Here is a 17,391-nt window from a genome sequence, read left to right as displayed (position 1 = left end):
CTTTGTTTTTGGGAGGGCCCATGGCACCTGATGCAATGCACTCCGCGTGCAGCAATCCAAAAGATTCCGTGACCACGTCTCGACAGAAGACCCATTGCCCCTTTTGCGGGGGGCTCCTCTCCAGGCGTTTTGTGGAGGGGCGGGATCGCCTCTACTGCGAGGCCTGCGCCACCCCCTTGTATGAAAATCCGGTTCCGGCCTCCTGTGTGGTGGTGGTGGACGACAAGGAGCGGCTTCTCCTCATCAAGCGCAACGTGCCTCCCAAGGTGGGGATGTGGTGCCTTCCCGGAGGGTTCATGGAGCTGGGGGAGTCCCCGGAAGAAGCTGCCGTGCGGGAGCTCCGTGAGGAGGCCGGCATCGACGGCCGCATCCAGAGCCTGCTGGGGGTGACCACCAACCCCAACCCAGATTACGGCACCGTCCTGCTCATGGGGTACCTGATTCGGTCCTGGACCGGTGTGCCCGTTGCCGGGGATGACGCGGACGACGCCTGCTTCTTTCCCCTGGACGACCTGCCGGAGGTCGCCTTCCGCAGCCATCGGCATTTTATCCGGAACTATCTTCTGACCCGCAACTGACGGGCTCCACGGCTTCCCTGTTAATTTTGTTTGTTTTTTTCCTTAATGTCTGGGCAATTTTTGCCGATGCCAAGACTAAGGAGAAAGATGTCATGCATGTACCGTCATACCAGATAAACAATGTTTTAAAGACTTACAGCAAGCAGGTGAGCCAGAATAAGGCATTGAATCGTCAGAAAGATCTCGGTCTTGACAATGCACCGACCCATGATAAGATTACCTTATCGGCGGAAGGGAAGCGGAAGGCCGTTATCGACAAAGTGGCTTCTGACATCATCAATCGCCTGACCACCACCGGCGCATCCGGTGACAAGGACGTGGAGGCGGCCGCCCAGGTCTGGAAAGAGAAGGGCGGGGAGTCCGAGCTCGAACGCAAGAAAAACGGGCGGTTTGTGTACAACTACATCGGTGAAAACGATGAAAAGACCACCAGCACACTCACCGTCGGCAACAACGGTCCCCAGGGACAGAGGATCCGCTCCCTGATGGACCATTACAGACGCGAGGACGGAAACCCCGACCCGGAGGAGAGACATGAAAATCTCTGAATCAAATGCCAATTACGGCAGGCAGCTCTACATGCGAGAGGTGTCGGAAGCCAACCCTGCAAAGCAGGGGACGCAGGCCGGTAAGGGTCCAGAGCGTGCTGCGCAGGACAGGGTCACCCTCTCCAGGGATTCCCGTGACATGCAGATCGCCCGTGACGCCATGATGAACACCCCGGACATCCGCACCGAAAAGGTGGAGGAGCTCAGGAACGAGGTGAAGGAGGGGCGCTACGCCGTGCCCGCAGACAAGGTGGCCGACAAGATCATCGCCTCGGCCATCAACGAGTACGTCTGACCGCAGATCCTGGTACCGTGACCCCGGCCGACTCTTTATTACAGACAGCCCGACGGCACCGGTGGGAAAAATTTTCCCCTACACCGGTGCCTTTTTTTATCCAAAGGGCGGCACAAGCCCCGTCAATGGCGGGCTTTGACGAAAAACAGCCAGAAAGCTCCATCTGTGGCACACCTTTTGAATAGGTTTGAGGGTGGCAGGCTTTGCTTCGTACCGTGGGGCAAGGCGTACAGATAATCCGTCGGATCGCGTGGCGGGCGTGTTTAACCGGAACCGGAAACGCGCGCAAGGGGGTGAGGCCCCGGTCAACCGATCCCACCACAGGAGTCCACCATGAAACTCAATTCCATCAACCCCATGGGGCCCGCGGGAACCGCGAAACCCGCAGCAGGCGCCGCCACGTCCCGGGAAGGGGCCGCCTCCTTTGATCAGGTGTTGAACCAGGCGTCCCGGGAACAGGCCGGCCCTTCCGAGGGGACTGCAACCAAGGCCCCGGGAGCTGTTTCCGCCGCTGCTCCCCTGGGCGAGATCCGTGCGGTGATGCCCCCTGTTATTCCTGCAGCAGGCCCGTCACCCACAGCCGAGCGCACCGCCGCCCTGTTGAATCTTCTGGAAGACTATTCCCAGAAGATGGAGTCCCCGGATGTGCCCCTGAAAGAGGTGGCGTCCCTGGTGGGGGAGATGGGGGCCCTGGCCACGGAGCTTGCCGCCTCCTTAAGCGATGAGCCCGACCCCAAGGTACGGGAGCTGGCCGAGCAGAGCGCGGCCCTGGCCGGTATCGAAGCCGTGAAGTTCAGGCGCGGTGATTATGTCTGATCCCTTTAAGGGCGTACATTTTAGGCCTTGATGATGAAGGCCGCTGAGATTTTACACAAGGCGCGGGTGTCCGCAGCGACACGTACAAAAAAAGGCCGAAAACGATTTGAAAAAGATCGTTTTCGGCCTTTTTGTTTTTTATGGGGGTATTGGCGAGCCGGTTGTTACCAGCGGTGCCTGACCTTGACCCCGGCGTCATGGAGGTAATCCTTGATGCCCGGGACCGTGTAGTCGCCGTAGTGGACCATGGAGGCGATGAGGGCGGCGTCTGCCTTGCCGTTGGTCAACACTTCCCGGAGGTGTTCGGGCTCTCCGGCACCCCCCGATGCGATGACGGGGATGTCCACGGTTTCGGAGATGAGGCGGGTGAGGTTTACCTCGTAGCCGGTCTTCATGCCGTCGGCGTCGATGGAGTTGAGGCAGATCTCGCCGGCTCCCAGCTCCTGGGCCTTGAGAGCCCACTGCACCGCGTCCATGCCCATGTGCTTTCTGCCGCCGTTGATGACGATCTCATAGCCCGAGGGGATGGCTTCGCTTACTTCCACCTGCTTGACGTCCATGCCCAGGACCACGCACTGGTTGCCGAAGGCCTCGGCGCCCTGGCGGATGATTTCAGGGTTTTTGACGGCCGCGGAGTTGACGCTCACCTTTTCCGCACCTGCAAGGAGCACGGCACGCATGTCTTCCACCGTACGGATGCCCCCGCCCACGGAAAAGGGGATGAAGATGGTCTCGGCCACGCGGCGGACCACGTCGATCATGATGTTGCGTTTTTCATGGGAGGCGGTGATGTCGTAGAAGACGATTTCGTCGGCGCCTTGCTCGTAGTAGAGCTTGGCCATCTCCACCGGGTCCCCGATGTCCACGTTGTTCTTGAATTTGATGCCTTTGGTGGTGCGCCCTTCGCGCACGTCCAGGCAAGGGATGATGCGCCTGCTTAACATGGTTGCCACCTGCAGAAGTTGTCTAAGATTTTAAGGCCGGCCTTGCCGCTCTTTTCCGGGTGAAACTGGGATGAGACCAGGTTCTTGTGGCCCAGCATCACGGGAAAGGTGATCCCGTAGGTGCACTCGGCCAGGGCATGGGTCCGGTCCTCGGGCTCTGGGTAGTAGCTGTGGACAAAGTAGAACTCGTCCTCTTCGGTGATCCCTTCCAGGATGGGGTGGTCTGCCACGGGGCGGATGCGGTTCCAGCCCATGTGGGGGATCTTCAGCCGGGAGCCGTCGGTGTCGTTCATCTTTGCGGGGAAGGCTTCCACCTCCCCGCCGAGGAGGCCGAGGCAGGGGGTGTCGTGCTCACGGCTGTGGGAGAGGATGATCTGGGTGCCGAGGCAGATGCCCATGAAGGGGCGGCCCGACTCGTAGACCTCATGGATGACGGTGTCCAGGCCGGTGCGCTTCAGGCTTGCCATGGCGCTGCCCGCCTGGCCCACGCCGGGGAAGATGACCCGTTCGGCCTCGCGGATGGTCCGGGCGTCACCGGTCACCACACAGTCGCGCCCCAGGGACCGAACGGCCCGCTCGACGCTGGTGAGGTTGCCGGCTTCGTAGTCGATGATGGCTATCATGGTGTGTCACATCTCCAGTTACGTGTTGGGGGCATCATCTGCCCCATCGTTGATCTCTTTGGCGCGCTCCCACATGGCGTCCACAGAAGAGGAGCTGCTTCGGTCCGGTCGCTGTCCCTCTTTGGCCAGGAGTTGCTCCATGAGGCGGTAGCGTTTTTCAAACTTGGCCACCGAGGAGGCCAGGGCTGCGTCGGCGTCGATACCGGCAAAGCGGGCCACGTTGACCAGGGTGAAGAGCAGGTCGCCGAACTCTAAGGAGGCGGCCTTTTTGTCCCCCGAGGCCAGGGCCTCGTTGAACTCGGTCCACTCCTCGTCCACCTTGTCCATGACCCCGTCCATGTCGTCCCAGTCAAATCCGGCCTCGGCCGTGACCTTGGAGACGTCCCGGGCCCTCATGAGGGGCGGGGTGCCCGAGGTGACCGTGTCCAGGAGGGAGGCGGGGGCCTCGGCCTTCTCCTCTTCCTTGACCCGGGCCCAGTGGGTCTTCACCTCATCCACGGTGTCGGCACTCTCTTCCCCGAAGACGTGGGGGTGGCGCCGGATCATTTTGCGCTGGTTGGCCTTGACCACTTCGGGAAACGAGAGCCCGTGGGCCTCTTCCAGCAGGTGGATGAGAAAGACCATCTGAAACCAGGTGTCTCCAAGCTCATCGGCCATTTCACTGATGTCCCCGCCGTGGATCGCTTCCTGGAGCTCGTAGCTCTCTTCAATGAGGTACCGGACCATGGAAACGGGGGTCTGTTTACGATCCCAGGGGCAGCCGTTATCGGCCCTGAGGCGCTGGATGAGTTTTCGTGTGTCGTTCACAAGGGTGACCTTTTAATAAAAAAGGCCCTGCACAGGGCAGGGCTGGTTTTTTCGGGGGTGGGGACGGGTCGGCCGGTGGCGCTATAACCGCTTTTCCCAAATCTTTCTTGCATCTTCGATTTTGGAGGTGAACTCCTGGCGAAGGTCCTTGGACGCAAAGCCGGAGAGGGCCTCCGAGACGATGGTGATGTAGGGTGCTGTCTTGGACTGCCGGATCAGGGGAGAAATCCTCGTCGAGGAAGGTGGCAAAGACGATGGCTACCACTCGCGGTGGAGATCAAGACGCCCTTGACCAGGCCGAAGCCAGCCCCGCAGAGACGGTCCACCCAGCCCAGGAACACCACCTTGAGGAGGTACTTGACGAGGATGCCCAGGGCGGAGACAGCGGCAAAGACGGCGCCGAAGATGACAAGAAAGCTGATGATGTTGAGCCAGGCCGCAGAGTCGATGAACCGGCTGAGCTGGTCGGCCAGCAAGGGGTAGTAGTTGTAGGCGGCGAAAAAGCCGCCGAAGACCCCGATGATGGCGGAAGCTTCCTTGACGATTCCCCGAAAGGCGCCCCGGATCAGGCAGAAGGCGATTACGATGCAAAAGGTGATATCCAGTGGGTTCATCAGCGGGCCTCCATGGTGAGATGCGCCTGGTAAAACGGTAAGGTGAAAGCGTCGAATGCCACGGCACGGTGCGGCCTTCGCACCGATCAATCTGCTTGCTTAGCAGAAGCTGCGGCGGGGAGTCAAGGCATTTTTCCTTGGGTTAAAGGGGGTTACGTTTCAGTTTGCATTCGGCAAATCATGTGTGCTAAGAATGCATACATGTCAAAATGACTTTCACTCTCAGGCAGATACCCCCGAAATGGTGACCCTGAGGGGCACCGGGCGGCTGTACCGTTCCGGTTTTCTGACGTTACCACCGTTTTTGATTTTCCCTGCTGAAATCGGGTCAGGCAACATATAAGGGAACGCCCGGCTTTGTTTCATGTTGTGACAGGGCAGGGCATCGCGAAGGCTCATACATGGAAGAAAATTTGGAGAACAGCACCAGCGAGTTGTCGTTTTCAAACAACGCGCACGTCATACAGCTGTTCGGTGAGAAGAACCGTCACCTCACCAAGATCGCAGACGCCCTGGCCATCACCATCCATGCCCGGGGCAACAAGGTGACCCTTCAGGGGGATGCCGTGGCCCGCAAGCTGGCCGTCACCCTGCTGAACCAGCTTTATTCCCTCGTCAAAGAGGGGCTGCCCCTCTACCCCAGCGACATCGATCACGCCATTAAGGCGGTGAGCGGTGATCCCGAGGTGAACCTGAAGTCCATCTTCATGGACACGGTGTTCACCACCGCCACGAAACGCCCCATCACCCCCAAGAGCCCCCATCAGAAAGCGTACATCGATGCCATCAGGGAGCACGACATTGTCTTCGGCATCGGCCCGGCAGGGACCGGAAAGACCTATCTGGCCATGGCCATGGCCGTCGCCGCCCTGACCAGTGGCCAGGTGAACCGCATTATCCTCACGCGTCCGGCCGTGGAGGCCGGGGAGTCTTTGGGGTTTCTGCCCGGTGACCTGGCCGAGAAGGTGGACCCCTACCTTCGCCCCCTGTACGATGCCCTGCACGACATGCTGCGTTACGAAAAGGTGACGGAACTCATGGAGCAGGGAGCCATTGAAGTGGCCCCCCTGGCCTTTATGCGGGGGCGGACCCTGAACAACGCCTTTATCATTCTGGATGAGGCCCAGAACACCACCTCCGAGCAGATGAAGATGTTTTTGACCCGCATCGGGTTCAACTCCAAAGCGGTCATCACCGGTGACGTGACCCAGGTGGACCTTCCCAACGGAAAGGTGCCTGGATTCAACAGGCGGTATCCTTAAGGGAATTCGCGGGATCTCGTTTGTGGAATTCACCAAGGACGACGTGGTGCGCCACAAGCTGGTGATGAAGATTATCTCGGCCTACGAGAAGAACGACCTTTCCAAGCGTCGACGCGCGGAACAGGCACTTTAAGAGGCGTACGATACAAGATGAATCTTCGACCTGAGAAGCGACTTCCCTTTCGGGAGTCGGTCCGTGCATATTTTGTGACCAGCGGCCATGTGCTCTGGATCCTGCTGGGGCTGATCACCCTGTTTTTTACCCGACGCACCCATCCTATTTTCCGCCACCAAGTTCTCCTACAGCGTGGGAGACATCGCTGAAAAGAACATCAAGGCCCCCCGTGACTTTCTGATCCAGGACGACGCCGCCACCGAGGCGAGCCGGAAGCTGGCCATCCGCTCGGTCCTGCCCGTGTACGACAACAACACGGAAGTGGTGGGCCGCCAGGTGGCCAATGTCCGGAGCGCCTTTTCCGAGTTTCGGACCATCCTGACCCAGCCGCCGGTTCCCCCGCCTCCTCAGCCCACGGTGGAGCCCGGCAAAGAGTCCACGGCTGCGGCCACGCCCCTGGACGAGGTGTGGCTGAGAAAGCAGGAGTTTGAGGACAAGATGGGCATTGAGGTGAGCCGGGGCGCCTTCCAGGTCCTTGAGACCCACCTCTTTTCCAAGACCATTGAGGACCTCATCTGCCGCATCTACAGCGAGATCATGACCAACGGGGTGGTGGCCAACAAGGAACTCCTGCTTCGCCAGGTGGACAGGGGCATTACCCTGCGCACCGTGGACGGCAAGGAAGAGTCCGTGGCCAAGAACCTCAAGGCCTACTACGGCCTGGAGCAGGCCCAGACCATGGTGCGCATCGTGGCCGATCCTCTGTTTAAAAAAGAGGCCGCGGATGTGGACTACACGGCCCTGAACCTCATCGTGGATTTCACCCAGCGCATGCTGCAGCCCAACATCACCTTGAACGGCAGCGAGACCGAAAGCCGTGCCAGGCGTGCCGCCGAAGAGGTGAAGCCGGTCCTTTTCAAGGTCAAGGTGGGGGAGATGATCCTGCGTGAAGGGGAGCGGGTCACCGAGCTTCAACTTGCAAAACTGCAGGAACTCCAGCATCAGACCCGGAACCGCCACCTGTTCTCCCGAAGCATCGGCGCGGCCATGGTGACGGCCTTTTTCCTCATGATCGCCTTTCTGGTCCACTACCGGCCGAAAAACGAGGGCATCGAAGACCGCAACAAGAACATGTTCTTTCTGGCCACGGTGCTTGTCACCTTTCTGCTGGTGGCCAAGATCTCCCTGTCCGTGCCCGGTGTCATCGGGGCGTCGGTGGAGTTCGATATCCATGAGATCTCGGTCTATTTCGGCATGCCCGTGGCTGCCGGGGCCATGGCGGTCTGCCTTTTCATGGGCATGGAGGCGGCCCTCTTCTTCTCCATTGTCTTTGCCGCCCTGGTGACCCTGGTGTTTGCCAACCAGTTTCCCATGTTTATCTATATCTTCCTGAGCTCGGCCATGGCCGCCTTCTGGCTGAAAAACTGCCGGGAACGCAAGGTGTTCATCAAGGCCGGTGCCAAGCTGGGGCTCCTCAACGTGGTCCTGGCCACCGGGGTGGTGACCTACACCAGCGACATCTCCCTGGAGATCTACCTGTGGAGCGCCCTGTTCGCCTTTACCGGGGGGATCGCCTCGGGCATCGTCACCGCAGGCATTGCTCCCCTTCTGGAGATGCTCTTCGACTACACCACGGACATCAAGCTCCTGGAGCTGGCCAACCTGGACCAGCCCATCTTGAGGCGGCTCATGATCGAGGCCCCGGGCACCTACAACCACAGCGTCATTGTGGGGACCCTGGCCGATGCCGTGGCCTCGGAGATCGGGGCAAACCCCCTTTTGGCGAGGGTCTGCGGCTACTACCATGACATCGGCAAGATCGAGAAGGCCCAGTACTTCATCGAAAACCAGAGTGACGGGAAGAACCGTCACGACAAGCTGGCCCCCTCCATGAGCGCCCTGATCCTTACGGGGCACGTCAAGGCCGGTATTGAGATCGCCAAGCAGTACCGCCTGGGCAAGCCCATCATGGACACCATCCAGCAGCACCACGGCACCAGCATCATCGAATTCTTCTACGAAAAGGCAAAAGCCCAGAAAGAGGACTCCGAAGAGACGGTGAACCCCGACGACTTCCGGTACCCCGGACCCAAGCCCCAGACCGTGGAGGCCGCCATCGTCATGATGGCCGACGTGCTGGAAGCGGCAACCCGCTCCCTGGACAACCCCACCCCGGCCCGTATTCAGGGCCTGGTGCAGAACCTGATCAACAAGATTTTCGCCTCGGGCCAGCTCGACTATTGTGAGATCACCTTAAAAGACCTCCATATCATGGCCAAGCGATTCAACGTGGTGCTCAGCGGCATCAACCACCACCGCATCAAATACCCCGAAAAATCGGGCAACGGACAGAAGGCAAAAAATGGAGATTCAAATCGACAATCGGCAGGAGATGCACCCGGTCCCGCAGAGCGCGATCCTGGAGAAGGGGAAGGTCATCTTAAACGCCTTGGCATTAAGTGACCGGGAGCTCTCCCTCTCCTTTGTGGATGATGAGGAGATGCGCGAGATCAACGGCCAGTACCGGGGAAAAGACGCCACCACCAATGTCCTCTCCTTTGCCATGGACGACGGCGACTCCTCCTTTGTCTCCCCCCTTCTGGGGGATGTCATCATCTCCTGCGACACCGCGGCCCGTGAGGCGGACGATCGGGGCGTGACCCTTGATCAGCGCTACAGCCAGCTCCTGGTCCACGGCATTCTCCACCTGGCCGGGTACGACCATGAGCTGGGGGAAGAAGGAGGCGGCCATGGCTGAAGAGCGTGGAACTCCTCAGCCTCATCGAACCCGGGGCCGGGCTGGACTATTTTTGATTCGCAAGACACCTCAACGATATGTAAGGGCTCCAATCCGGAGCCCTTTTTTTATGGGGCGTGGCAAGGCAGGGAACCTGTTGTCATCAATCCTTCTTGGAGAACTCGCAGGAGGTGATCAACGGGGGTTGATCCGGGATAACCCCGGTGTTACACTCCGGAAAAAGCAGCCGGGTACCGCCCTCTGCGGCCCCTGCTTTTCCATGCTCGACAACTCCTTCGCTTTGCCTATTCCATGTTCGACGCAAGCGGAGCCATCACAACCAACCGATCCAATTGGGAGTACCCATCCATGGCAGGACTTGCAGTCAATATCGATCACATCGCCACCCTTCGTCAGGCCCGCAGGGCCACCTACCCCGACCCCGTTGCCGCTGCCACGCGTGCTGAAATGGCCGGTGCCGACGGCATTGTCGCCCACTTGAGAGAAGATCGCCGCCACGTGCAGGACCGCGACATCCGCCTGCTTCGCCAGGTGATCCAGACCCGCTTCATCCTGGAGATGGCCGCCACCGAAGAGATGCTGGCCATCGCCCTGGACATCAAGCCCGAGCTGGTGACCCTGGTGCCTGAAAAGCGCGAAGAGGTGACCACCGAAGGGGGCCTGGACCTGCTGGCCCAGAAAGCCCACATCGCAGAAGCCGTCAAAGAGCTTCAGGACGGGGACATCCCCGTGAGCATCTTCATCGACCCGGACCTAGACCAGATCCGCTGCGCCAGGAGGCGCGCTCGATCATCGAGATCCACACCGGGGCCTTCTGCGACGCCGTCACCGACGCTGAAAAACGCGAAGAGATGGATCGCATCAAAGTCGCCGCCAAACTCGGCCACGAACTGGGCCTGGGCGTCAACGCCGGCCACGGCATCAACTACGATTCCGTGAAAGCCTTTAAAGAGGTCCCTGAGATCGACGAGTACAGCATCGGACACAGCATCATCGCCCGTGCCTCCATGATCGGCCTGGACCAGGCCGTTCGCGATATGGCCCAGCTCGTGAAAGAGCTGCATAACTAACTGCAAAAACGCCTCCGGCGGCAAGGTGGAGGCACCTTGAAACCTGAATGCGAATGCACGAAGGCCATCGGTACCCAAACGGCTTCGAGGCATTCGCGTGGAGGGGGACATATGGCAAACGCCTTTGCAGGAGAGGCCTTTTCTATTTATATGTAATACCCGGTGCGAGTTTTTTTGATTGGTTCCCCTGTCTTCCTGATTCACATCGGGTAAACCCGATAATCAACGGGTTACGATAAGGAGACCTTACCCTTCAAGGCTTGTCGTATCGCTCGTATAAACCACCAGCATATGTTTCGGGCGAAGCCCGAGCCGAAGGCCCTTGCGATTTGGCCCGAGGCACGAGGGACAAAGCGCAAGGGCAATCAGCTTTCGAGGTGGCTCACCTCGCCGCCGGAAGCTGGTTTTTTTCTGCGATTTTGAGCATAACAAGGCATATTTGTAAGGAGGCTCCCATGCAGGTCACCACCTCAAAACAGATGCAGGAGATCGACCGTCGGACCATTCTTGAGATCGGCATTCCCGGGCGCGTGCTCATGGAGAGTGCTGGGCGCGGGTGTGTGGCGGCCCTTGACCGGTTGGCCGGGGGCAGGGCTCTTTCGCGTGTTGTTGTGGTGGCGGGCCGGGGGAACAACGGGGGGGATGGCTTTGTGGTGGCCCGGTACCTGGCCGAGCGCGGGGTGGAGGCCCTGGTGTTTGTGGTGGGGGGAACCGACGGTATCTCCGGAGAGGCCTTTGAGAACCTTTCGCTACTGGAGGCCCTGGGCGTTGCGGTGGTGGAGGTGGTCGAAGAGGTGGACCTGACGGCCTTAAAGCGAGCCTTGTCCCACTGCGACATGGTGGTGGACGCTTTGTTCGGAACCGGCCTTCAGCGGGAGGTCACCGGCCTTTACGCAGAGGTGGTTTCGGCCGTGAATGCTTCCAAAGGCCCGGTGCTGGCCGTGGACATTCCTTCCGGGGTGTGTGCGGACACGGGCCGGGTTCTGGGGTGTGCGGTGATGGCCCAGGCTACGGCGACCTTCTGCCTGCCCAAGGCGGGGCATTTTCTTTATCCGGGCCGGGAGCATTGCGGCGAGCTGACCGTTGTGGACATCGGCATTCCAAACCGGGCCGTGGAGCAGGCCGGGATAGCCTGCCGCCTGATTACAAGTCAGCAGGTCATGGGTCAGATGGCTCCTTTCAGCCCCCACGCCCACAAGGGCACCCGGGGACATCTTGCCTTGATGGGGGGCTCTTCGGGAAAAAGCGGGGCCGTGACCCTGGCTGCCGGAGCCGCGGTTTCCGGTGGTGCCGGGCTGGTGAGCGTGGCCCTTCCCGAGTGCATCAACACCGCCTTTGAGTCCCGTTGTCTGGAAGCCATGAGCCTGCCTTTGCCCCACGGGGAGGACGGCAGCTTTCACCCGGGATGCGGTGAGGCTTTGGCCGGGTTTCTTTCGGGCAAGGACGCTGTGGCCGCGGGGCCTGGCCTGACCACCACAAAGGGGGCACTGGCCGCCCTTGCCGCTCTTCTTGAGTTTTCCGTGGTTCCCTTGGTCCTGGACGCCGAACGCCCTGAACCTTTTGGCTGAAAAGCCCGAGCTGATGCGCGAGATCAAGGCCGAGGCCGTGGTCACCCCGCATCCCAAGGAACTGGCGCGGCTCACCGGCGCATCGGTCCGTGAGATCCAGGAAGATCGCCTGGGGGCTGCCCGGGCCTTTGCCGAACAGACAGGGCTCCATGTGGTCCTCAAGGGGGCGGGTACCGTGGTGGCTCACCCGGACGGCAGCTGCGCCGTCAACCCAACGGGCAATGCCCTTCTGGCAACCGGCGGCACCGGCGACGTGCTCACCGGCCTCATCGGCGCCCTTTTGGCCCAGGGGTTTTCCTGCACAGAGGCCTCGGAGATGGGTGTGTACCTCCACGGCGAAGCCGCCAGCCGCCTCATGGACCAGGGGCTTCAGACCGGCATGGCCGCCTCGCGCCTCATTGATCTGTTGCCCGGCGTCCTCTCCGACGCCATGGCCGGCAACCTTGAATTCCGAGCCCCCGAAGCTCGGGTCATCTAAATGGGCGCCTCCGGCGGGTCGCTTTTTGAAAAAGCTCCGCAAAAACTTTCCGGTATGTCCGTAATGTTTAAAACAGTCGGCTCACCGAGAGCTTTCGGCCGGTCCGCGTCGTTCGTAAGACCTGTTTGTCAAACTTTTCAAAAGTTTGGCCCCCGGCAGGGCCGCCGGAGGCTGTTTTCAACCCTTTGACCCGGCGGCCGGTGATGTGCCGCAGCATGGCAGAATCAATGACCCAACATTCATCGTATATCGGCGAGTTGCTCGCCCGGGGCCGCGTGGTCCTGACCACGGCATCCACGGAAGAGACCGAAGAGGTGGGACGCCTCATGGGCTGTGCCGTGAGCGGTCCCCTTGTGCTCACTCTGGCCGGGGATCTGGGCAGCGGAAAGACCTGTTTTGCAAGGGGACTTGCCCGGGGCCTGGGGGTGGACGAGGCGTATCACGTGACGAGCCCCACCTACACCATCGTCAACGAGTACCCGGGGCGTCTGCCCCTGTTTCACCTCGACCTTTACCGGCTGGGCGGGGGGGATGAACTGGAGGAGATCGGGTATCGGGACATGCTCCAGGAGGGCGGTGTCATCGTGGTGGAGTGGCCCGAGCGCTCCGATGACACCGAGCTCGGCACGGATCTGGTGGTCACGATTCGGGAAGAAGGCCCGGACGAGCGCGTGATCACCATGGCGTGTGTGCATCCGGATGTGGACTTGAAGGCGCAAGTCTGATACAAGACCCTGAAACATATACGGCTTTTACAATGGAGAAACAATGGCACTGATCGTACAAAAATATGGCGGCACATCCGTCGGGGATCTGGAGCGCATTCACAATGTGGCCAAGCGCGTTGCCAGGGCTTACGACGAGGGGAACGACGTGGTGGTGGTGCTTTCGGCCATGAGCGGCGTTACCGACAGACTGATTGAGATGGCCCATCAGGCCTCGAGCAAGCCCTGCAAGCGGGAGATGGACGTGCTCCTCTCCACCGGCGAGCAGACAACGGTTTCCCTGATGTCCATGACCCTTCAGGAGATGGGCTACAAGGCCGAGTCACTCCTCGGGTTCCAGGCGGAGATCCAAACGGACAACGGGGCGGGAAAGGCCCGGATCATGCGCATCGGCGCAAGCCGCATCAAACGTCTTCTGGATGAGAAGAAGATCGTCGTGGTGGCCGGGTTCCAGGGCATGGACTGCGACGGCAACATCACCACCCTGGGGCGCGGCGGGTCCGACACCTCGGCTGTGGCCATTGCCGCGGCAGTGGGAGCCGACGCTTGCGAAATCTATACGGACGTGGACGGGATCTACACCACCGATCCCAGGATCTGCGATAAAGCGAGAAAACTTGAGAGGATCTCCTATGACGAGATGCTCGAAATGGCAAGCCTGGGGGCCAAGGTCCTTCAGATTCGCTCCGTGGGCTTTGCCAAGAAATACAACGTGCCGATCCACGTTAGATCATCTTTCAATGAGGAGGAAGGGACCATGGTTGTCAACGAAGATTCCGGCATGGAGCAGCTTGTCGTCTCCGGTGTTACCTTAGATAAAAACGAAGCGCGCATCACCGTCAAGAAGGTTCCGGACCAGCCCGGTGTCTCGGCCAAGATTTTCTCTCCCCTTGCCGCCTCCGGCATCCAGGTGGACATGATCATCCAGAACACCCGCTCCGGCGGTGAGACCGACTTGACCTTCACGGTCACCAAGGCCGACTACCAGGAAGCCATCGAGATCACCCGTCGGGTGGCCGAAGAACTTGGGGGCAAAGAGGTCCTCGTGGCCGACGACATCGCCAAGGTGTCTGTCATCGGCGTGGGCATGAAGAACCACTCCGGCGTGGCGTCTCGCATGTTCCAGGCCCTGGCCGATGAGAACATCAACATCCGCCTGATCACCACCAGCGAGATCCGCATCTCCTGCGTCATCGACGAACGCTACGCCGAGCTGGCCGTGCGCATTCTCCACGACGCGTTTAAGCTGGACGAGCTGTAGGCCCTGCCTGCAGGCATCCTGGGTGCGATTTACATAAAAAAGGCCCGCCGATGAGGCGGGCCTTTTTGTGTTTTGCGCTTGGGGTCGTGAAAAAAGAAACTAGTTTTTCCGTTTTAACGGGCCAGCCCCGTCCGGGTCTGCCAAGGGGCGCTTGAGGTGGGAGAGGTTGCCGTCGATGGTGCGGTCAAAGGAGACGGCAAAACCGTTGCCTTCGCCCCGGACCACGGTGCCGGAGACGCGGATGTGTTCCCCTTCGGGAAGTTCAAAGGAGAGGATGATCTTCTCGCCGGATTCGGCCACATCCGGGGTGTCGATGAAGACCCCTTCGGTGCTGATGTTTTTGATAAATCCTGTGTATGCCCTACCCTTTACCACATAGACCGCCTCGCCGTAGTACTCGAATCGCGGGGACTTCCGTTTCTTCTCGAAGTGTTTCTTTTCGACAAGCTCCAGAAGATCCATGATTTCTGCCTGGCCCATTTTGAGGATATGGGAGATCAGGCGGGAGGTCGCTTCAGACAGGGACATCTCTCTTTTTGCTTTGGATCGCTTTTCCATAGGTCCTGAGTTATGCATCTCTATCTGTGGATAAGAAGAAATGATTTGTCCGGGCTCGGATAGACATTACCAAACCGATTATCGATGCGGGACGCCTTGTCTTCAGGCGTATGAATCAAAAAAACACTGGCAAAAAGCTCACTGGATTTGACCACCCCGTTAAGGTCCGGGTGCGGGCCTTGAATACACCTCTTATTCCTTTTTCCGCTTCAGTATATCTAAATGAGTTGTCTCCGGTTTGTCAATCGGTTATCGGCATAAGGGTCAGGATCGCATGACGATTTTTTCCGGTTATCTGCCATGCAATCCCGTGTGGATTGAAGATTTACTTGCTCGGGCAGGGCGCTTTACTCATCGTCTTCATTTTCTTCATTTTGATAATCTTCGGGCCAGTCCAGGGAAATGCGGCCCAGGTCACCGGCTTTGATCTCTTTGCAGACGATCTCAGCGGCCTTGTGCAGGTCCACCACCCCGCCCTTGCGAAGGCAGCCCCGTTTTTTGCCGATTTCAGCCAGGAGATCCAGCCCCTCTTCGGGAACGGTTTTGAGCTTGTATCGCCCCACCAGCAGCTCCCGGTAATGGGTGAGAAGGTCCACCACGGCCTGGGGGGCAACCTCCAGGTAGTCCAGGGCCGTGTCCCGCACGGCGCCGGTTGCGCCCAGCCGGATGCCGCCCCGATGGTCTGCGAGGTTGGGCCAGAGCACCCCGGGGGTGTCGGCGATGTCAAAGCCGTCCCGGCCTCCGTCGATGCGGACATGCTGCTGGTGGCGGGTTACGGCGGGCTCGTCCCCGGTCTTGGCCACCTTTCGGCCTGCCAGGGTATTGATGAAGGTGGATTTCCCCACGTTGGGGATGCCCACCACCAGGGCCCGGACCCCGCGTTTCATGTCGGGTGGAGCCAGTGAGGCGGCAAGGTTCTTTACCTTGTCCACCTCTTTTTTCTTGAGGGCCTCGATGGCCACGGCCCGGGTGTTCGCCTCTTTTTCCATGGTCTGGATCCAGCGGGCGGTGACTGCCGGGTCGGCGAGGTCCTTTTTATTAAGGACTTTGACGCAGGGTTTGGAGCCCCTGAGCTCTTTGAGCATGGGGTTGGAACTGGATACGGGAATGCGGGCGTCGATGATTTCGATGACCACGTCCACTTTTTTCAATGCGCTGCGAATTTCATCGCTCGCTTTTTTCATATGGCCGGGGTACCACTGGACCGCCATATTGCCTCCTCACAGGTTGCGATATCGTCACCGTGGCGTCGCATCTTTTCGGAATGAACGAAAAGGGGATCGCACGGGGTCTGGTTGCGTTTGGATGAAGGGGGGAACCTTTGCTGGTCAGGACCCCTTGTGCAATAAAAAAGTTTGTTTTCTTCATAGCATGGAGAGGGTGGTCAATGAAACGAGATTCAGAGCTGACGCCTTGAAATAAAGATCACTTTGTGCCACAAATAGAACGACGGTTTCATAAAATAGACATTGATGAAAAGGGGACCGAATCCTCATGTTGAATCGACTGATTTCCACTTTGTTTCTGGCTTACATCGGCATTACCTGTGTCTTTTTCTACCTGGGTGCGGTGCTTATCTGGCTGGTGACCCGCCCCTTTGACAAACGGCTCGTGGTGCTTCACCTTTACTCCTGTTTCTGGGCCTCGGTCTATATCTGGACCATGCCTGCCTGGCGCATCTCCACCAGGGGACGCGGCAAGGTGGACTGGAAGAAGACCTACATGGTTGTCTCCAACCATCAGTCCCAGCTGGATATTCTGGCCGCATTTACTCTGTTTTTCCCCTTTAAGTGGGTCTCCAAGGCCGAGATCTTCAAGGTGCCCTTTGTGGGGTGGAACATGGTGATGAACCGGTATGTCCGCCTGAAGCGTGGGGACAAGGAGAGCATCGCCGAAATGATGGATGTCTGCGAAAAGACCCTGAGGCAGGGAGCCTCGGTCTACTTTTTCCCGGAAGGCACACGGTCTTTTGACGGGCACCTGAGGCCTTTTAAGCCCGGGGCCTTCATCCTGGCCCACAAGCTGAAGCTGCCCATCTTGCCCATCGCCATCAACGGGACCCGCAAGGCCCTGCCCAAGCACAGCATGAATTTCCATGGCAAGCATCACCTGGACATTGAGGTCCTGGATGAAATCCCCTACGCGGATTACGCCCATCTCTCCGTGGAAGAGACAGCCGAGATGGTCCGACAGCTCATCGGTTCCCATGTGGAAGAGCACGTGTGTGCAACGGAGACCACCGTGACCGGTGGAAAGGCCAGGCGAGCCGGGAACCAGGGGCTCACCGCAGGGTCCTGATCCGCATCCATACCGGGCAGCGGATGTGATGTCTCATGGCTGCCCGGTTAAGAGATGCCTCCGGCGGCCCTGC

General features: G+C 59.5%; 18 protein-coding genes and 2 pseudogenes. 14 read left to right on the top strand and 6 right to left on the bottom strand.

What is annotated here, in order from left to right:
* Positions 1-20 precede the first annotated feature (20 nt).
* From ACOYW1_RS26545 to ACOYW1_RS26530, 4 genes are all read left to right on the top strand, one after another.
* Positions 21-578, top strand: a complete 558-nt coding sequence (locus ACOYW1_RS26545; RefSeq protein WP_482420361.1) for an NUDIX hydrolase — start codon at positions 21-23, stop codon at positions 576-578.
* Positions 579-670: 92 nt separating this feature from the next.
* A complete protein-coding gene (locus tag ACOYW1_RS26540) occupies positions 671-1,126 on the top strand; it encodes a DVU0524 family FlgM-associated protein (protein WP_180137938.1) in 456 nt (151 codons plus the stop codon).
* The gene (gene flgM / locus ACOYW1_RS26535; protein WP_180137936.1) at positions 1,113-1,421 is read left to right on the top strand and encodes a flagellar biosynthesis anti-sigma factor FlgM; all 309 of its coding nucleotides are present in this window, start codon (positions 1,113-1,115) and stop codon (positions 1,419-1,421) included. The genes ACOYW1_RS26540 and flgM overlap by 14 nt, the downstream gene beginning before the upstream one ends.
* Positions 1,422-1,754: 333 nt before the next feature.
* A complete protein-coding gene (locus ACOYW1_RS26530) occupies positions 1,755-2,237 on the top strand; it encodes a hypothetical protein (protein WP_482420360.1) in 483 nt (160 codons plus the stop codon).
* 164 nt (positions 2,238-2,401) lie between these two features.
* Here the strand turns inward: ACOYW1_RS26530 and hisF are convergent, their stop codons facing one another.
* The 4 genes from hisF to ACOYW1_RS26510 form a co-directional block, all read right to left on the bottom strand.
* Positions 2,402-3,181 (bottom strand): imidazole glycerol phosphate synthase subunit HisF, encoded by a 780-nt coding sequence (gene hisF, locus ACOYW1_RS26525; protein WP_482420359.1) that lies wholly within the window; start codon positions 3,179-3,181, stop codon positions 2,402-2,404.
* The gene (hisH, locus tag ACOYW1_RS26520; RefSeq protein ID WP_482420358.1) at positions 3,175-3,804 is read right to left on the bottom strand and encodes an imidazole glycerol phosphate synthase subunit HisH; all 630 of its coding nucleotides are present in this window, start codon (positions 3,802-3,804) and stop codon (positions 3,175-3,177) included. Before hisH ends, hisF begins: the two co-directional genes overlap by 7 nt.
* A gap of 18 nt (positions 3,805-3,822) precedes the next feature.
* Positions 3,823-4,611 (bottom strand): nucleoside triphosphate pyrophosphohydrolase, encoded by a 789-nt coding sequence (gene mazG / locus ACOYW1_RS26515; RefSeq protein WP_482420357.1) that lies wholly within the window; start codon positions 4,609-4,611, stop codon positions 3,823-3,825.
* 215 nt (positions 4,612-4,826) lie between these two features.
* Positions 4,827-5,225: a CvpA family protein gene (locus ACOYW1_RS26510; RefSeq protein WP_482420356.1), complete on the bottom strand. Its 399-nt coding sequence runs from the start codon at positions 5,223-5,225 to the stop codon at positions 4,827-4,829.
* A gap of 401 nt (positions 5,226-5,626) precedes the next feature.
* On the opposite strand from ACOYW1_RS26510, the pseudogene ACOYW1_RS26505 reads away from it, so the two are divergent.
* The 9 genes and pseudogenes from ACOYW1_RS26505 (at position 5,627) to ACOYW1_RS26465 (ending at position 14,462) form a co-directional block, all read left to right on the top strand.
* Positions 5,627-6,620: pseudogene (locus ACOYW1_RS26505) on the top strand (PhoH family protein).
* A 174-nt stretch (positions 6,621-6,794) separates the two neighbouring features.
* A complete protein-coding gene (locus tag ACOYW1_RS26500; RefSeq protein WP_482420355.1) occupies positions 6,795-9,065 on the top strand; it encodes an HD family phosphohydrolase in 2,271 nt (756 codons plus the stop codon).
* Complete coding sequence (gene ybeY / locus ACOYW1_RS26495; protein ID WP_482420354.1) at positions 9,052-9,360, top strand: rRNA maturation RNase YbeY; 309 nt, start codon at positions 9,052-9,054, stop codon at positions 9,358-9,360. The genes ACOYW1_RS26500 and ybeY overlap by 14 nt, the downstream gene beginning before the upstream one ends.
* Positions 9,361-9,651: 291 nt before the next feature.
* Positions 9,652-10,080 (top strand): annotated as a pseudogene (locus ACOYW1_RS26490) (pyridoxine 5'-phosphate synthase); the annotation flags it as partial.
* Between the two features lie 47 nt (positions 10,081-10,127).
* Positions 10,128-10,430, top strand: coding sequence for a pyridoxine 5'-phosphate synthase (locus ACOYW1_RS26485; RefSeq protein ID WP_482423829.1), 303 nt, complete (start codon positions 10,128-10,130; stop codon positions 10,428-10,430).
* A gap of 455 nt (positions 10,431-10,885) precedes the next feature.
* A complete protein-coding gene (locus ACOYW1_RS26480) occupies positions 10,886-11,998 on the top strand; it encodes an NAD(P)H-hydrate epimerase (RefSeq protein ID WP_482420353.1) in 1,113 nt (370 codons plus the stop codon).
* Positions 11,991-12,476 carry an ADP-dependent NAD(P)H-hydrate dehydratase gene (locus ACOYW1_RS26475; protein ID WP_482420352.1) on the top strand — a complete coding sequence of 162 codons (486 nt, stop codon included), beginning with the start codon at positions 11,991-11,993 and terminating at the stop codon, positions 12,474-12,476. Before ACOYW1_RS26480 ends, ACOYW1_RS26475 begins: the two co-directional genes overlap by 8 nt.
* Before the next feature lie 227 nt (positions 12,477-12,703).
* Positions 12,704-13,201 carry a tRNA (adenosine(37)-N6)-threonylcarbamoyltransferase complex ATPase subunit type 1 TsaE gene (gene tsaE, locus ACOYW1_RS26470; RefSeq protein ID WP_482418436.1) on the top strand — a complete coding sequence of 166 codons (498 nt, stop codon included), beginning with the start codon at positions 12,704-12,706 and terminating at the stop codon, positions 13,199-13,201.
* A 43-nt stretch (positions 13,202-13,244) separates the two neighbouring features.
* Positions 13,245-14,462 carry an aspartate kinase gene (locus ACOYW1_RS26465; RefSeq protein ID WP_482418435.1) on the top strand — a complete coding sequence of 406 codons (1,218 nt, stop codon included), beginning with the start codon at positions 13,245-13,247 and terminating at the stop codon, positions 14,460-14,462.
* Positions 14,463-14,561: 99 nt separating this feature from the next.
* Here ACOYW1_RS26465 and ACOYW1_RS26460 read toward each other — a convergent pair whose 3' ends face one another.
* Both ACOYW1_RS26460 and ylqF read right to left on the bottom strand, forming a co-directional pair.
* Positions 14,562-15,020 (bottom strand): PilZ domain-containing protein, encoded by a 459-nt coding sequence (locus ACOYW1_RS26460; protein ID WP_482418434.1) that lies wholly within the window; start codon positions 15,018-15,020, stop codon positions 14,562-14,564.
* 347 nt (positions 15,021-15,367) lie between these two features.
* Positions 15,368-16,231, bottom strand: coding sequence for a ribosome biogenesis GTPase YlqF (gene ylqF / locus ACOYW1_RS26455; protein WP_482418433.1), 864 nt, complete (start codon positions 16,229-16,231; stop codon positions 15,368-15,370).
* A gap of 283 nt (positions 16,232-16,514) precedes the next feature.
* On the opposite strand from ylqF, the gene ACOYW1_RS26450 reads away from it, so the two are divergent.
* Positions 16,515-17,318 carry a lysophospholipid acyltransferase family protein gene (locus ACOYW1_RS26450; protein WP_482418432.1) on the top strand — a complete coding sequence of 268 codons (804 nt, stop codon included), beginning with the start codon at positions 16,515-16,517 and terminating at the stop codon, positions 17,316-17,318.
* Positions 17,319-17,391: the final 73 nt, after the last annotated feature.

Source organism: Desulfoluna sp. CYM3A, assembly GCF_056829965.1.
This window is presented reverse-complemented; position numbering and strand designations above follow the sequence as displayed.

Coding starts and splice junctions, on each gene's coding strand:
- ACOYW1_RS26545 (WP_482420361.1), top strand. CDS start 21: ATGGCACCTGATGCAATGCACTCCGCGTGCAGCAATCCAAAAGATTCC.
- ACOYW1_RS26540 (WP_180137938.1), top strand. CDS start 671: ATGCATGTACCGTCATACCAGATAAACAATGTTTTAAAGACTTACAGC.
- flgM (WP_180137936.1), top strand. CDS start 1,113: ATGAAAATCTCTGAATCAAATGCCAATTACGGCAGGCAGCTCTACATG.
- ACOYW1_RS26530 (WP_482420360.1), top strand. CDS start 1,755: ATGAAACTCAATTCCATCAACCCCATGGGGCCCGCGGGAACCGCGAAA.
- hisF (WP_482420359.1), bottom strand. CDS start 3,181: ATGTTAAGCAGGCGCATCATCCCTTGCCTGGACGTGCGCGAAGGGCGC.
- hisH (WP_482420358.1), bottom strand. CDS start 3,804: ATGATAGCCATCATCGACTACGAAGCCGGCAACCTCACCAGCGTCGAG.
- ACOYW1_RS26510 (WP_482420356.1), bottom strand. CDS start 5,225: ATGAACCCACTGGATATCACCTTTTGCATCGTAATCGCCTTCTGCCTG.
- ACOYW1_RS26480 (WP_482420353.1), top strand. CDS start 10,886: ATGCAGGTCACCACCTCAAAACAGATGCAGGAGATCGACCGTCGGACC.
- tsaE (WP_482418436.1), top strand. CDS start 12,704: ATGACCCAACATTCATCGTATATCGGCGAGTTGCTCGCCCGGGGCCGC.
- ACOYW1_RS26465 (WP_482418435.1), top strand. CDS start 13,245: ATGGCACTGATCGTACAAAAATATGGCGGCACATCCGTCGGGGATCTG.
- ACOYW1_RS26460 (WP_482418434.1), bottom strand. CDS start 15,020: ATGGAAAAGCGATCCAAAGCAAAAAGAGAGATGTCCCTGTCTGAAGCG.
- ylqF (WP_482418433.1), bottom strand. CDS start 16,231: ATGGCGGTCCAGTGGTACCCCGGCCATATGAAAAAAGCGAGCGATGAA.
- ACOYW1_RS26450 (WP_482418432.1), top strand. CDS start 16,515: ATGTTGAATCGACTGATTTCCACTTTGTTTCTGGCTTACATCGGCATT.